General features: G+C 37.8%; 20 protein-coding genes. 16 read left to right on the top strand and 4 right to left on the bottom strand.

Translation table 11 applies throughout. From position 1 onward, the window contains the following. Positions 1 to 91: 91 nt before the first annotated feature. From ACSLFW_RS18395 to ACSLFW_RS18380, 4 genes are all read right to left on the bottom strand, one after another. Positions 92 to 412 carry a hypothetical protein gene (locus ACSLFW_RS18395; protein WP_436556961.1) on the bottom strand — a complete coding sequence of 107 codons (321 nt, stop codon included), beginning with the start codon at positions 410 to 412 and terminating at the stop codon, positions 92 to 94. Between the two features lie 46 nt (positions 413 to 458). Beyond that, positions 459 to 803 carry a hypothetical protein gene (locus tag ACSLFW_RS18390; RefSeq protein ID WP_436556960.1) on the bottom strand — a complete coding sequence of 115 codons (345 nt, stop codon included), beginning with the start codon at positions 801 to 803 and terminating at the stop codon, positions 459 to 461. A gap of 200 nt (positions 804 to 1,003) precedes the next feature. After that, positions 1,004 to 1,675, bottom strand: a complete 672-nt coding sequence (locus ACSLFW_RS18385; RefSeq protein ID WP_436556959.1) for a hypothetical protein — start codon at positions 1,673 to 1,675, stop codon at positions 1,004 to 1,006. 16 nt (positions 1,676 to 1,691) lie between these two features. After that, positions 1,692 to 2,069 carry an RHS repeat-associated core domain-containing protein gene (locus ACSLFW_RS18380; RefSeq protein WP_436556958.1) on the bottom strand — a complete coding sequence of 126 codons (378 nt, stop codon included), beginning with the start codon at positions 2,067 to 2,069 and terminating at the stop codon, positions 1,692 to 1,694. A 243-nt stretch (positions 2,070 to 2,312) separates the two neighbouring features. On the opposite strand from ACSLFW_RS18380, the gene ACSLFW_RS18375 reads away from it, so the two are divergent. The 16 genes from ACSLFW_RS18375 to ACSLFW_RS18300 all read left to right on the top strand — a co-directional run bounded on the left by ACSLFW_RS18375 (position 2,313) and on the right by ACSLFW_RS18300 (position 13,634). Continuing rightward, positions 2,313 to 3,062 (top strand): toxin-antitoxin system YwqK family antitoxin, encoded by a 750-nt coding sequence (locus ACSLFW_RS18375; RefSeq protein ID WP_436556957.1) that lies wholly within the window; start codon positions 2,313 to 2,315, stop codon positions 3,060 to 3,062. After that, positions 3,049 to 3,957 carry a hypothetical protein gene (locus tag ACSLFW_RS18370; protein ID WP_436556956.1) on the top strand — a complete coding sequence of 303 codons (909 nt, stop codon included), beginning with the start codon at positions 3,049 to 3,051 and terminating at the stop codon, positions 3,955 to 3,957. Before ACSLFW_RS18375 ends, ACSLFW_RS18370 begins: the two co-directional genes overlap by 14 nt. 8 nt (positions 3,958 to 3,965) lie before the next feature. Beyond that, the gene (locus tag ACSLFW_RS18365; RefSeq protein ID WP_436556955.1) at positions 3,966 to 4,250 is read left to right on the top strand and encodes a hypothetical protein; all 285 of its coding nucleotides are present in this window, start codon (positions 3,966 to 3,968) and stop codon (positions 4,248 to 4,250) included. A gap of 74 nt (positions 4,251 to 4,324) precedes the next feature. Further along, complete coding sequence (locus ACSLFW_RS18360; protein ID WP_436556954.1) at positions 4,325 to 4,567, top strand: hypothetical protein; 243 nt, start codon at positions 4,325 to 4,327, stop codon at positions 4,565 to 4,567. Beyond that, positions 4,560 to 5,048, top strand: a complete 489-nt coding sequence (locus ACSLFW_RS18355) for a PulJ/GspJ family protein (RefSeq protein ID WP_436556953.1) — start codon at positions 4,560 to 4,562, stop codon at positions 5,046 to 5,048. Before ACSLFW_RS18360 ends, ACSLFW_RS18355 begins: the two co-directional genes overlap by 8 nt. Next, positions 5,045 to 6,166 (top strand): type II secretion system F family protein, encoded by a 1,122-nt coding sequence (locus ACSLFW_RS18350; protein WP_436556952.1) that lies wholly within the window; start codon positions 5,045 to 5,047, stop codon positions 6,164 to 6,166. Before ACSLFW_RS18355 ends, ACSLFW_RS18350 begins: the two co-directional genes overlap by 4 nt. Before the next feature lie 88 nt (positions 6,167 to 6,254). Continuing rightward, positions 6,255 to 6,686 carry a type IV pilin protein gene (locus ACSLFW_RS18345; RefSeq protein ID WP_436556951.1) on the top strand — a complete coding sequence of 144 codons (432 nt, stop codon included), beginning with the start codon at positions 6,255 to 6,257 and terminating at the stop codon, positions 6,684 to 6,686. Further along, positions 6,687 to 7,172, top strand: a complete 486-nt coding sequence (locus ACSLFW_RS18340; protein ID WP_436556950.1) for a hypothetical protein — start codon at positions 6,687 to 6,689, stop codon at positions 7,170 to 7,172. Between the two features lies 1 nt (position 7,173). Next, positions 7,174 to 7,917 carry a GspE/PulE family protein gene (locus ACSLFW_RS18335; protein WP_436556949.1) on the top strand — a complete coding sequence of 248 codons (744 nt, stop codon included), beginning with the start codon at positions 7,174 to 7,176 and terminating at the stop codon, positions 7,915 to 7,917. Then, on the top strand, positions 7,910 to 8,578 hold the full coding sequence (locus ACSLFW_RS18330) for a GspE/PulE family protein (protein WP_436557491.1): 669 nt from the start codon (positions 7,910 to 7,912) through the stop codon (positions 8,576 to 8,578). The genes ACSLFW_RS18335 and ACSLFW_RS18330 overlap by 8 nt, the downstream gene beginning before the upstream one ends. 1 nt (position 8,579) lies before the next feature. Continuing rightward, the gene (locus ACSLFW_RS18325; RefSeq protein ID WP_436556948.1) at positions 8,580 to 10,493 is read left to right on the top strand and encodes a type II secretion system protein GspD; all 1,914 of its coding nucleotides are present in this window, start codon (positions 8,580 to 8,582) and stop codon (positions 10,491 to 10,493) included. Positions 10,494 to 10,920: 427 nt separating this feature from the next. Then, positions 10,921 to 11,226 carry a hypothetical protein gene (locus ACSLFW_RS18320; RefSeq protein ID WP_436556947.1) on the top strand — a complete coding sequence of 102 codons (306 nt, stop codon included), beginning with the start codon at positions 10,921 to 10,923 and terminating at the stop codon, positions 11,224 to 11,226. Positions 11,227 to 11,446: 220 nt separating this feature from the next. Further along, a complete protein-coding gene (locus tag ACSLFW_RS18315) occupies positions 11,447 to 11,674 on the top strand; it encodes a hypothetical protein (protein WP_436556946.1) in 228 nt (75 codons plus the stop codon). A gap of 132 nt (positions 11,675 to 11,806) precedes the next feature. Beyond that, on the top strand, positions 11,807 to 12,187 hold the full coding sequence (locus tag ACSLFW_RS18310; protein WP_436556945.1) for a hypothetical protein: 381 nt from the start codon (positions 11,807 to 11,809) through the stop codon (positions 12,185 to 12,187). 120 nt (positions 12,188 to 12,307) lie between these two features. Then, positions 12,308 to 13,126, top strand: a complete 819-nt coding sequence (locus tag ACSLFW_RS18305; protein ID WP_436556944.1) for a hypothetical protein — start codon at positions 12,308 to 12,310, stop codon at positions 13,124 to 13,126. A gap of 1 nt (position 13,127) precedes the next feature. Next, entirely contained in the window at positions 13,128 to 13,634 is a 507-nt protein-coding gene (locus ACSLFW_RS18300) for a hypothetical protein (protein WP_436556943.1), read from the top strand. Positions 13,635 to 13,753: the final 119 nt, after the last annotated feature.

Here is a 13,753-nt window from a genome sequence, read left to right as displayed (position 1 = left end):
TCAGTTTGAAAAATACGGAATTAATTGGATGATAGGATGCGAAATCATCGATTTTGAAAATCACCACAATTATTAGATAGTATCTTATTTATCAAAATCCATTCTTAAAGGCTCTGGGTTTTTTATAGCTCGGAATTTCGTAATACAATATTTTAACAACTTCGTGTATACTTTTTTCTAATAAAGTATTTTCGAACTCTTTCACCGAAGATGCGCCTACGTCATGCATTGACCTTAAAACACGGGCGTTAATATTTGAATTTTCGTTTTGTGCTTCAGATTTTAATATCTCCAGTACTTTCTTAAATTTTTGAATGGATAAATTGTTGCTTGGATATGCATCAAGATCATTCAGGGCGATGTTTATACTGCTGGCTAATTTTTTTTTATTGTTTGATCTAAAAAAACTCATTTATGTAGTGATATACAATTCATGAAAAAAAATTCGAACTACAATATCAATTATTGGAGATTTCTAAATTTACTAAAAATAAATTGTCATTTTCAGAAGAATAAGTGGCATTAGCGTGTTTTAAAAAGTCAACAATAATTTTTTTTGCATGAATGTCGTCAACCGTAATTTCTATTTTATTTTGGCTTTTTAAATTATATAAAACTTTTCTAAGTGGATCTTCGCCTAAAAACAGATTAAGTACTTCATCGAATTCGCTCCAGTTTATACTTTTTCGATTATTGATATTACTTAGGATTTCATTGTATGTCGGTTTTTCCTCCTCTGTGATTGTTCTTAAATATTCTTCCCTGTCTCCATACTTCGATAAAAAATCAATCGCACCTATCAATTCGTAATGTCCACTTAAATTATCTATTTTAACAGGCTCGTAAATTTGTCACATAATTTAATCTGTCGTCATTAAACGGATTCGAATAGTCTTTCGGCAAAAAAAACACAAAAGTATTATTGTCAATGTTAATTACATCAATTATATCGGCCTCAATTTCAAGGTTATCGAAGATATACTTCAATACTAGATTGTAATCTTTATTTACCTTTGACATCGTATATCTTATAATTGGTAAATGTCTTTTCCATTGCTTTTTCATTATATTTAATGCCGTTTTGTAAATCCAAATATTCCCAACTTCCATTTGCATCTTTAATTGCATTAAAAGCATGTGCTTTAAATTTAGTTTGATTTTTAAGGGTTCCTACAATTATTGAAGAGTTAGTATTATTAACAAGTTTATTTGACAATGTTTTTGATAAATCGCTTACCTTACCACCACTCGTTAGTGGCTTAATATTGTCAAAGTTATTGGCCAATGATTCAAAAACTTCAGAGTCTGTTAAACCATAACCAGATGTAAGCTTTGCTTCGCCATATATACGACCCATAACTTTTTTCTGAAATTCAATCGCACAATTTACGCAATTAGCTAAACTACCACTTGGATTAATTTTTGCCTTTAGAGCGCTAGTCTCAGGTGTTCTCGTACCCAACTCATCAAATCCCCCTATTGAACCAGTTTTACCGTTGAATTCCCCGACAGTTTTACTTACTAACCTTGAAGCGCGAAAGTTTTTTAATTGTACTGCACCATCATAAATAGTTGCATAAAATGAAACCTCATCAATAGCCTCTAAAATATTATCTTTATTAAAATCAATATTAACTTTTATTTGGCTGTTTGGAATTTTGCTGATCAATTTCATGCTAAGTAAAACAGCCTTATCTGGTACGGCTGCTCTTTTTTATCCCGCCAATAATGTCATCGTATGTTATTGATTTAATTGCAGGTTCTTGAATTTGAGCTAAACATCCGTTATATCTACTTCTGCCTCTCTCTAATCCTTCAAGTTCAACGCTTTCAATTACCCTGTTTTCGCTAAATGCAAATGGACTGTTCCAAGGATAAGATTTCATTAATGGATCTGTAGCAAAAAACCTCCCTACCCGCGGGTCATGCATCCTAAAAGTATAATTCAGAGAATTTCCCGCGCCTCTGATCTCATTATCCTTTTCCTGGCCCTGGTAACCGTAGCGGTAGTTATCATCATCCTCATGATAGTGCTTCGGCACGAGCATTCCGAAAGGATAGTAATCCAAAGTACTGTAAAACCAATAAATACAAGAACTGAACGGGAATAATGCCGTCTGAAAATTTACTTAAACACGCAATTATCCGCATTTCAAAGATAATCAAATCCGAAAAAAGGAGTCAAATTATGGCCTTGTTTTTCAATATGTTAAAAGTTAACGAAATCTTAAAAAAATCGATGAAAAGCAGCGTTAGCTTTTTAAAGATGAACTTTTAAATACTATATTGCAAGACATAAAACCTGTTTCCCATTGAAAACAAAACTGTTAAACATTTTGTTGGTTGTGGCATTTGCGCTGCAGTCCTTTTCTGATCCATATACGATAAAGCGAATTACCGATACAGAGTTCAAATATGAATTCTACACCACGGATAAGGTCATAACGCCAAAGGAAAACCGTACTTATTACTGGTTCAAAGGTGGTGCCATCCACAATTCGCAATCCGGAATGGCCGGATTGCTGCTTGACGGCGATTTTACCAAAATGTATCTCAACAACCAATTGGCCGAACAAGGTGAATTTTCAAACGGATTGCGCAACGGACTTTGGAAAACCTGGTATCCGAACGGCATCCTCGAAAGCAGCCAATACTGGAAAAAAGGGAGGCGTAAAAATACCTATCAGCATTTTGATATTTCCGGAAAAATGCTCGAAAAAGGCGAGTATAAAAAAGGCCTTAAAGATGGAGAGTGGATTGATTATACCAAAAACGACACCACAAGCTATAAAAAAGGGATCGTGGTTGTAAAAAAACCGAAACTTACCAAAGAGGAAAAGGCGAAAATAAAAGCCGACAAAGCGCTGGCAAAAGCCGAAAAGAAAAAAACCGATGCTGCCGCAAAAGCCGCGAAAAAAGCTAAAAAAGCTGAAAAAAGTGACGGAAAAGGACAGGTAAAACCCGCAACCAAAACTGTTGCAAATCCGGAAAAACAGAATGCCGCAAAAAAAACTCCTGAAAAAAAGGATAAAACCAAAACAACTACCAATGTTAAAGGCTAACAGCCTGCTCTATGCAGTATATGTCTGTCTGATCGTGTCGATACTTTGCGGCGCGCTGCTTTATCTTTCGACGCTATACACGCAGCTCAACGTTTTTTACAACACCCGCGAAAACCTGTTCATACAAAACCAGTCCGCAGTTAATTATGCCCTCGGCAATAACCTTGAAACTGACGGATTTCAGGACGCCTCAGGAATCACTGCCGCAACGACTACAAAAACTTTCGGGCTGTTCAGGCTGGTAACCGTCAGCACTTTTATAAGCAACGATACAATCAGTACCACGCATTTAGCCGGATTTTATAACGATGACAAGACTTGTCTTTTCCTGAGTAATTTCAGTGAAGAACTAACTTATGATGGCGAAGTGACTCTCATTGGCGATAAAAAATTACCATCAGAGATTATCAGCCGCTCATTTACGGGTATGAAACCCGGAAAACTCAGAAGCGAAGGCAACATCACTATTTCCGAAAGGATAATGCCACCAGTGAATCCCGCATTTTCTAAACTTTTCGACCCCGTCGCCATAAAAATGACTACACTAAAAGCGGTTGAGCGCCAAAATGATTCTGTTTATTTCAATTCGTTTAAAAATGAAACCCTGAATATTGCGTTACCCGCAGCAGTTCTTAATAATGTGGTAATAAAAGGTAATTTTATGCTATGCGCCAGTGACTCAATTGTAGTAGGCTCCAAAACGGTACTCGAAGATGTCATTCTGAAGGCACCGAAAATAATCTTCTCAGACGGCTTTACCGGCAGCGTCCAGGCTTTCGCTACCTTGAAAATTGTAACCGGAAAAATGTCAACTTGCGCTATCCCTCTGTATTATGCGTGTTTAACAATACGAACGAAAAAAGCGACATTAACATTGGCGAAAATTCTGCCCTAAAAGGAGCGATGCTGCTGTTCGGCAATCCGCCGAAAGCATTTGACCAAAACGAAATCAAAATGGACAAGCAGGCAAAGGTTATCGGCGACATTTATTGCTCTGGCAAACTAACGTTGCAAGGAAGCGTTTACGGTGCGGTTTATACCAATAAATTATCGGATATCTCAGGTTTGAACAATAACTGCATCGGCAACGCAACTATCGATATTTCGAAAAAGCCTGCTTATTTCGTTGGTATTCAGTTATTTGAAAATAAGTCAAAAACCTATGGCATTATCAAAAAAGTACTATAAAGCAGCGGCGAATTCTTATCCTCGAATCTGTAATCGCTCTTACGATTATTTCGGTTTGCCTGTACGTCGCGGTAATGGTATATGCAAGTGTATTTTCAGCCACAACTTCTGCCGAGTTTTACAGCGGCCAGCGCGTTGGCGATGAACTTTTTTTTATGATGCAGGTTAGTGATGATACTTTCAACAACGAACTGCCGGATACAAAAATAGAGCAAGAATGGCGCAATGCGAACCTGAAGCACATTACGATTATACATAAGGACAGTGCGGGTATAACCACTGATAAACAGTATTATATAACAGCCGGTCATGACTAAAAAAAGTTATACAAGTGCGTTTTCTGTTCTTGAGGCTGTGGTAAGCATGGTCATCTCGGCGATAATCATCGGATTGGTTTTTCTGATTTTTTCTATTATTTCAGAAAGGATGCAGGACTACAGGCAGCAAAACGAAACGATATCCGACCTGAACCGGCTGGCTTATTGTTTGAATAAGGATGTTTTTGAAAACAGCCGGATAGAGATTCAGGACAGCACGATAATATTTTACTCGTATTCCGGTAATGCAACACGATACCAGCTAAGGGACCGCTATATGCTAAAAGACCGTGGCGAATTTTCGGATACATTTCATTTTCCGGTACGGTCGTTACGGCTGGATACAATTCACAATAAGAAAATGACGAGTGCATTTCAGCGTTTGCGCCTGGGTATTGAACTGAATTCTGGTAGCAGGGAATTAAAGTTTTTCAGGAAGATTTATGCCAACGAACTGATAGAAACGATAAAAGTACAATGAGCATTGACTTAAGCACATACAAGAAAGAGACGAAAACCGTTGCCAAATCGACAACAGGCAAACGACTGATGCCTTATTCAAAAAAATTTTCCGACAAAAAAAAGGAAGTTTTTTACCGTGAATTGTGCATGCTGCTCAAATCAGGCGTCGATTTTAAGAAAGCGCTTGAAATTTTAGGAAATCAGTCTAAAAATGCATTTGAGCAAACTTTGATCACAGACATACGCGACAAAGTCGTTCACGGTAAAAGCATTTATGAATCGATGAAAGCATCAGGGCAATTTTCTCCATACGAATATTTCAGCGTGCAGATTGGCGAAGAAACAAGGAAACTCGAAGAAGTGCTTGCCGAACTGCAAAAATATTTTAACCGCAAGATACAGATGCGGCGGCAAATTATTTCAGTGCTTACCTATCCTGCAATTGTAATGCTCGTTACAATCTCGGTGCTTTATTTCATGCTCAACAAGGTCGTTCCGATGTTCAGTTCAGTATTCAAACAATTCGGAAGCGAATTACCAAGAAGTACGCGCATTATCCTTAAAATTTCAAATCATTCAGGCACAATTTTTATAATTCTTTTCGCTGTAATTGGCGGTCTGATGCTGCTACATTACCTGATGAAAGACAAAGATGGCTATCGGGGCGTTACAGCAAGAATGGTTCTTAAAATTCCTTATTTCGGAAATCTGGTCAGGAAAATCTATCTCTCACGTTTTTGCCAGTCGATGAATTTATTGATTACTTCACAAACAACGTTACTGACCTCGCTTTCTTTAACCTCAAAAATGATTGGGTTTTATCCGGTAGAAAAGTCAATCGACGTTATTAAGAATGATATTACCAAAGGGCTGTCGCTGAGCGAAAGCCTTAAAAAACATGCTATTTATGAAACGAAGATGGTATCAATGATTGAGGTGGCCGAGCAGATCAACGAACTCGATGCCATGTTTGAAAGGCTCTCCGATCAATACAACGAAGAAATCAATCACCAGACCAAAATGATTGGCGTTGTCCTGGAGCCTATGATTATAATTTTCATTGGTGTCATTGTCGGGGTGATTATGATATCGATGTATGCACCGATGTTCGATTTGAGTAAGATTATCAGGAATTAAAAACAGATTGGAATTGTTAAATATTTTATAAAAAAAATAAAATTCGTATAGAAAAAAATGCTTAATTAGTAATCCTAAAATAAACATCATGAAAGGTTTGATAAAATTCGGTGCCAAATTTAAAAAACTTACTGTTGCCGCTTATTCCATGACAGAAATCCTGATAGTACTTTGTATTATAGGCATCATTTTACTGATGGTATTGCCCAACCAGACATCAGTAATCGGTCAGGCAAAGGCCATCGAGGCACAGGCGATGCTCAATCAGGTATACGGGCTTGAAAAAAGCCATTTTTACAGATTTTCAAAATATTCATCAGACTTGCCTGAAATAGGATTCGAGCAAGCGCCAACAGTAGATGAAGGTGGTCAGGCAGTATATAAGATTGAAATCATCGAGGCTTCTGAAAATTCATTCCTGGCACGTGCAACATCTGTTTCAGATCTTGACAGTGACGGGGCTTTTAACACTTGGGAAATTGATGATAAAAAAATGCTGAAAGAAGTAACGAAAGAATAATTGGAAAAAGCATATACCATTGGCTTACTGTTATGTCTGTCAGTAGTATTCGTGCAGGATTACAAAAATCGCATGATACACCTGACATTACCCATACTGATTTTTGCATTGTCATTGTTAATGGCTGCCGGGCTTGATGAAATTTTCTTGAAAATCATTGTTAATATTTCATTTTTTTTAATAATCGTATCAGTCTTAACGCTCTACATGAGCATCAAAGCCGGCCGCTTTCTTAATCCTTTCCGGAATTATTTTGGTTTTGGGGATTTGCTTTTTTTTATCGCAGTAACGCCATTGTTCAGATTAAATGGTTTCATCATTTATTTTACTATGGCCATGTTGTTTGCAATTGTATTGCAGCTGGCTTTAAAAAGAATGATGAAGCACGACACGGTTCCACTGGCTGGGTTTGCGTCAGTTTTATTGATTTTATTAATTGCAGAGCATGTTTTTTTGCATCATTTCACAATCATCAAATTACAATAATATGACAGAAATTACTGTTACTCCGGATAACCATCATGTCATTACGAGTGATTTGGCAAATCATTATAAGATATTACCAAAAGCCACAGCTGATAGTGAGATGGTTTTTTTTATCGATGCAGAAAATGACAACGCGGAAAGCAAGGAGGAGTTAGAGCTTCTCTTAGGAAAATCGGTAAGATTTGAAGCAGTTGGCGCGGCTGATATCGAAAAGGCGCTCTCGATATATCACCGCAAAGAAAGGCAGCTTGAACAGAAAGCAGCTTTGAACATTGAAAAAAATGACTTTTTAGAAAATCTCCTGTCTGAAGCGAAATCTTTAAAAAGCAGCGATGTACATTTCGAAGTATATGAAGCCAATGCCAGGATCCGTTTCCGAATTGACGGACAGCTTATAGAACGATATAAAGTTGACAGAGAGAATTACCTGGAGTTGGTCAACAAAATTAAAATAAAATCCAAACTCAATATTACAGAAAAAAGACTGCCTCAGGACGGGCGCATAACAACTGACAGCTTCGATATAAGAGTTTCTATTTTGCCCACGCTTTTTGGAGAGAAGATAGTATTGCGTTTATTGGGACAGGATGCCTCGAACATCGACTTGTCTTCATTAGGGCTAAAGGAAGAGGAGCTGGCAACCTATATGGAAGCCGTCAGGAAACCTAACGGAATCATTCTCATAAGCCGGTCCTACCGGCTCGGGAAAAACAACGACGCTTTATGCGACACTAAAACTGCTTAATGACAGTAAGCGCAATATACTTACCGTTGAAGACCCAATTGAATATACGCTCAAAGGAATCAACCAGGTGCAGCTCAAAGAAGATATCGGCCTGTCATTCGCAGCTGCACTAAAATCATTCCTGCGACAAGATCCCGATATTATAATGCTGGGTGAAATCAGGGATCCTGAAACGGCACTTATGGCTATTAGGGCTTCACTCACTGGACATTTAGTGCTTTCGACAATACATACGAATTCTGCAGCCGGCACAATCTCAAGATTGATCGACATGGGAATTCCTTCTTACCTGATTGCGGAAACTCTTAACCTGTCAGTTGCACAACGGCTTATCAGGAAACTTTGCCCTGGTTGTAAAAAGGCAACTGACATTAGCAATGAAGATTTTCCTGTAAATTTCGTAGTGCCTTATGAGTCGAAGAATTATTACAAGGCAAATGGTTGTAACAGTTGCTACCATACAGGTTATAAGGGGCGTACCGCAATTTATGAAATACTCGATATAGACCATAAAGCCGCAGCTGCAATCAAGAATAACAGCCTGGCAGAACTTTCGTATTCAAATCCTGACAACAGGTTGCTGGCAGATAAGGCTTTCGATATTCTGGCAAAGGGCGAAACGTCGCTTGAAGAGATATATTCAATTTTAATCAACATTTAAAATGCTGAAAAATATAATATTAATTATAATCGGTTTATTTTTTGTAAATCTCGTTCATGCCCAGCAGGACATCAATGACCTTGACAGGAAGTTTACAGAATTCGGAATGCAAAAGAAAGGCATCAATGAAATTATTAAAACCGATGTTTCAGGCTTGGTATTACACGATTTCATTAATTCGATAGCACAGGAACATGAACTCAATGTAAGTGTTGATACCGATTTGAATCAGATTGTCGTCAATAACTTTTTTGACGTTTCGGTAAAAGATGTCTTCTTGTTTCTCGTGCAGAAATATGACCTGAAAGTTACTTTCATGTCCAATATAATAACGTTTAAGAAGCGGAAAGAAATAAAAATCATTGAAAAGAAAATCCCTAAGATAATCGACGTCACATATACCCCTGCAAATGATTTCCTTTCTGTCAAACTGGAAAACGACTCGCTGCCAAATGTTGTTCAGGCAATTATCGATAAATCAGGAAAAAACCTCGTGCTTTCGCCGGATATCAAGCTTCAAAAAGTCTCTGCGTATATCCTTAACCGCCCTTTTGATCAGGTTATTGATATGTTGGCAAAATCAAACAGCCTGATTGCAACAAAAGACGAAAACGGATTTTATTATATAGAGAAAAGCAGTCCGCAAAATGTAGTGCAGTCTGCCGACAGGAATAATCCGAAAGGAAAACCGGGAAAAACCGGAAATGCCGATATGCCAGGCTTTTTTGAGATAACGCTCGATAAAAACGGCTTTCTTAACGTAAAGGCAAATGCTGCAGACATTGCTGATATCATCACCGATGCAGCCGGTAAATTACACGCCAACTACTTTTTCTACAATAAGCCTGAAAACGAAAAAACCAGCCTGGTTGCCGACAATATTACATTCGATGAGTTGCTGTTGAATATCTTCAAAGGAAAAAAATACACTTTCAAAAAACAAGGAGAATCCTACCTGATTGGCGAGCAGGTTGTCGAAGGATTAAGGGCGACAGAACTGATACAGATGGAAAACAGGTCGATAGAATCTGTATTGGCCTCGCTGCCGAAAGTGTTTTCTGAAAAAATCGAAATAAAAGAGTTTGTAGAATTGAATGGGCTGGTGGTATCAGGCCCGAAAACGATAATCGATGAGTTAAGGGTCTATATGAAACAAATCGATAAAGTCGTACCAATGGTACAAATCGAGGTAATTATCGTCCAATATAACAAGTCATACAATATTGAAACCGGTATAAAAGCAGGTCTCGATAAAACAACGGCACACCAGACAGGCGGCACGTTGTTTCCAAATTCCGACGTCAGCCTCAACAGCGCTTCGGTAAATAACCTGATTGACGCTTTCAACGGACTCGGAATCGTCAAACTGGGAAAAGTTACCAGTGCATTTTACCTGAACCTGAAAGCGCTTGAGGACAATTCTGTCATAAAGATTGAATCAACTCCCAAAATAGCAACTATTAGCGGGCACGAGGCAAAATTAGCCATCGGAGAAACGAGCTATTATTTTGAACAGACCAATCAACTCATCAATAGCGGTCTTAACAACAATGTCCTGCAGTCAGGATCCTGGAAATCTACAGATGCCAATATGAGTGTCTCTATAAAACCGTTCGTCTCTACAGACGAAAATGTAACCCTCGGAATAGTAGTCGAAAAAAGCTCATTTTTAGCAAGGGTAGGGGCGACAGCGCCTCCGGGAAAGGCTACACAGAAATTCGAATCACTGGTAAGGGTTAAAAATAACGAAATGATATTACTGGGCGGTCTGGATGAGTTGCAAAAAGAAAATTCCGGGTCAGGGACACCATTAATATCCAGAATTCCAATAATTAAATGGCTGTTCAGTAGCAGGAAAAAATCAAAAGCCAATTCGAAACTTCATATTTTCATCAAGCCAACTGTTGTATACTAATGGAATTTTCGTTGCATAAAATAATAACTTTCAATACACTTAACATAATAAGTATCTTCCGTACGGAAGCGGGATATTCCTATAACCTGATGACGACAATTAAAAGAAGTCGTCATTAGAGGTCAAATCGACCGCAGTTTTTAAAGATTTTGAAGAACTCCTAAAAAGCATTGATAAAAAAGCGCCCGTTATTCTGACAATTGACGGCAAAGGCATTCTGAATAAAAAAATAGACCTTAAAAATGAAACCGATGTTAACTGGTATAAAAACCTCGATTTAACCTCCATATATTATACAAACTACAGTAATGATGGAGGAATATACCTGAGTTTTTGCCGGCGTAATGTTGCAGACGAAAACGTCGTTTTATGTCAGGAACACCAATTAGATGTTTTGGGTTTTTACATATGACCAGTAATTTCTGTTTTGCTTAAGGAAACAATCCCGCAGGATACTATCCAATCCAACGATTCGATTTTGGAATTTCAAAGCAACCAATTGTCTCTCATCAGTAAAAGCACTATTGAAAATGTGGTAAGCTATAATATTAGCGGCACAACTTTGAGAAGCAGCCAAATTACAGCATACGCCGCAGCCGTGCATTTTTACATTGGGCATAATGATATCGCGAACAGCAGTTCATCCATTATCAATTCTGAAGAGATAATTTATAAAAAAGCATTTCGCAATACCGGTATCACCGGATTGATAAGCTTTTTTTATTGCTGTTAGTAAGTTATGCCCTTACATTTTATTATAATTCAGATACAGCATCACTAAACCTTAAAAAAATATACTCGGGCAGAATTACAAACTTATTGAAGCGTTAGAAACCCAGCGCGATAATAAAATCAAGATTTTAAATGAAACAGGATTTTCGTCATCAAAATTCCTGTCTTTTTATTCGTATAAACTTGCTGCTTCATGTCCACAGGAAATACGAATTACTTCATTGGCTGTTTTTCCGCTTACAAAAGAAATAAAAGCCAACGAAAAAGTTAGCTTTACGGCAAGACAAATTGTTCTGAAAGGCAGCACAATTGACGAATCAATTTTTAATGACTGGATAAGTACTTTTAAAACGCTGAATTGGATAAGCAATTTTGAAATAACAACACTGAAAAAAGACAAGAAGGATATTTCGGTTTTTGAGCTAAAAATAACCCTGAAAGATGTTTGAGCAATATTCTTATAAAATTAAATTTAAAACATTACTAATCGTTTTTGTAATGCTTTCCGTTGCGGCTTACAGAAGATCATTCGGCTGGCTGAAATCATAAAAGAAAACATTGCTTTAAAAAAGGAAGTTAGTTTGACATCTGACAAGTACGGAAATATCGCGAAAATCAAGACTGAAATTGCAAATCTCGACAAACTGATCGGCAAAGAAGGTATTTCAAAGGAACGCACACAGCAGGATATTTTGGCATTCGTTTCAGCGAACAGCGATAAGATTGCCGTCAATGACTTGAAGGCAGTTCATGAATTTAATGATGAAAATTACAGGATTTTTACATTTCAGCTGGATCTTACAGGAGATTTTAATAGTTTGCAACAGCTCGCATATAATTTCGAAAAAAAGTTTACCTCGTCTAAAATTGCAGGCATGAATTTTTATACCGAAAAAAAGAACAATCAGGCAGAAGTACTGCATTTAAAAATAATATTTCAGAATTATGAAAACAATAAGTAGATTGCTGCTAATCACTACGGCAGTATTGGCCTTGTCTTGTGACGACGTTTTTGAAAAAGATATTACTGACGATATGGTACAGCTGATAAGTCCTTCCGGAACCAGGAAATCACAAGTAATGTGGCCAGTTTCAAATGGAGCGGGATGGATGGTGCGAATAAGTACAGGATCCAGGTTTACGGTACAAGTCAAAATATCGTACTGGACTCTGTTGTAAGCGTCCCGCGTTTGACGTATCCGCTTGCGGGAGGCGAATATAGCTGGCGGGTAAGAGGAGAAAATGAAGCGTATACCTCTGCTTTTTCGTATACGTCAGAATTTAAGATGATTGAGTCTGATAACCTGACGACACAACAAGTATTGTTGTCAAATCCTTCAGATGCGATATATACCAATGTAGCATCATTGACCTTTCACTGGGCTGGTTTAAATGCGGCGCTGACTTACGATTTTGAATTGGTTAACGTTACCGCGGGTAATACCATAGTTAACCAACAAAGCGGCCTGACCGATACCTCTGTTACGTTAAGTGGCAGTACCATCGGGCAGGAAGCAGAATACCAATGGAAGGTCAGGGCTTTAAACAGTACCAGCACAAGCAATTTTACTTCGAGGACTTTTTACATAGATAAGACCAACCCGGCACAGCCTCAAAACATTGCGCCCGTTGCAAATGCTGTTTTAGATACTGATCAGACGCTCAATTTCAGTTGGAGTATCCCTGCCGACGTTGGTTCGGTGCAATCTTCGATAAGTTATACGATTGAGTTTTCAAATGACATTTCATTTTCATCAATCCTGTTTACATCGGCAGCTGATACAAATACTTACCAGCATAGTTTCGCAACTACGGGAACCTATTATTGGAGGGTTAAAGCCAAAGATATCGCCGGCAATACTGGAATTTACAGCCAGGTCTTTAAATTGACAATCCAATAAAATGAAGAAAAAGATCAATGTCGTACTCATAATCATAGTTTCCTGTTTATGGGGAACTGTGTTGTACCGGTATGTCAATCAATATTTTTTCAGGCAGGACTTCACATTTCCACAAAAAACGGCAGAGCACGCATCGGTAACCAATTTTATGCAGAAAGATACATTTGTACTTTCAGATTTAAACAGGGATCCCTTTTTAAACAAGCTGGCACGCAAACCCAACGTGCTGTCCGATAAGGTACTTAAAGTCAAAAAACAGCCTGTTGTGAAAAAGGAAGTTAAAAAAGTCAATTTTCCGTCGATTACGTACCTCGGTTATATCAAAACCATTAATAAGAATGAAGAATTGGTACTATTGAAAGTTAATGGGAGTCTTATGAAACTAAAAACCAATCAGTTGCTTGACGGGCTTAAGGTATTGAAAATATACAAAGATTCAGTTCGAGTTTCCTACATGGATGAGGCTGATGACATTAAGAAGATTATAATCGTCAATAATATTATTTAGTCAGCGGGGTGATTAAAATACCTTATCGCCAAAAAAAAAGCCCGCATTTTATGTGGGCATGATTTAAATATAATGCGTTGAACCTTGCGAGGCCATTTCTTCTCCTTTTTCGTCAAAAA

This window comes from Flavobacterium sp. 3HN19-14, assembly GCF_051373205.1.
GTDB lineage: Bacteria > Bacteroidota > Bacteroidia > Flavobacteriales > Flavobacteriaceae > Flavobacterium.
This window is presented reverse-complemented; position numbering and strand designations above follow the sequence as displayed.

Coding starts and splice junctions, on each gene's coding strand:
- ACSLFW_RS18345 (WP_436556951.1), top strand. CDS start 6,255: ATGAAAGGTTTGATAAAATTCGGTGCCAAATTTAAAAAACTTACTGTT.
- ACSLFW_RS18360 (WP_436556954.1), top strand. CDS start 4,325: ATGGTATATGCAAGTGTATTTTCAGCCACAACTTCTGCCGAGTTTTAC.
- ACSLFW_RS18325 (WP_436556948.1), top strand. CDS start 8,580: ATGCTGAAAAATATAATATTAATTATAATCGGTTTATTTTTTGTAAAT.
- ACSLFW_RS18350 (WP_436556952.1), top strand. CDS start 5,045: ATGAGCATTGACTTAAGCACATACAAGAAAGAGACGAAAACCGTTGCC.
- ACSLFW_RS18395 (WP_436556961.1), bottom strand. CDS start 412: ATGAGTTTTTTTAGATCAAACAATAAAAAAAAATTAGCCAGCAGTATA.
- ACSLFW_RS18335 (WP_436556949.1), top strand. CDS start 7,174: ATGACAGAAATTACTGTTACTCCGGATAACCATCATGTCATTACGAGT.
- ACSLFW_RS18365 (WP_436556955.1), top strand. CDS start 3,966: ATGCTGCTGTTCGGCAATCCGCCGAAAGCATTTGACCAAAACGAAATC.
- ACSLFW_RS18385 (WP_436556959.1), bottom strand. CDS start 1,675: ATGAAATTGATCAGCAAAATTCCAAACAGCCAAATAAAAGTTAATATT.
- ACSLFW_RS18300 (WP_436556943.1), top strand. CDS start 13,128: ATGAAGAAAAAGATCAATGTCGTACTCATAATCATAGTTTCCTGTTTA.
- ACSLFW_RS18355 (WP_436556953.1), top strand. CDS start 4,560: ATGACTAAAAAAAGTTATACAAGTGCGTTTTCTGTTCTTGAGGCTGTG.
- ACSLFW_RS18370 (WP_436556956.1), top strand. CDS start 3,049: ATGTTAAAGGCTAACAGCCTGCTCTATGCAGTATATGTCTGTCTGATC.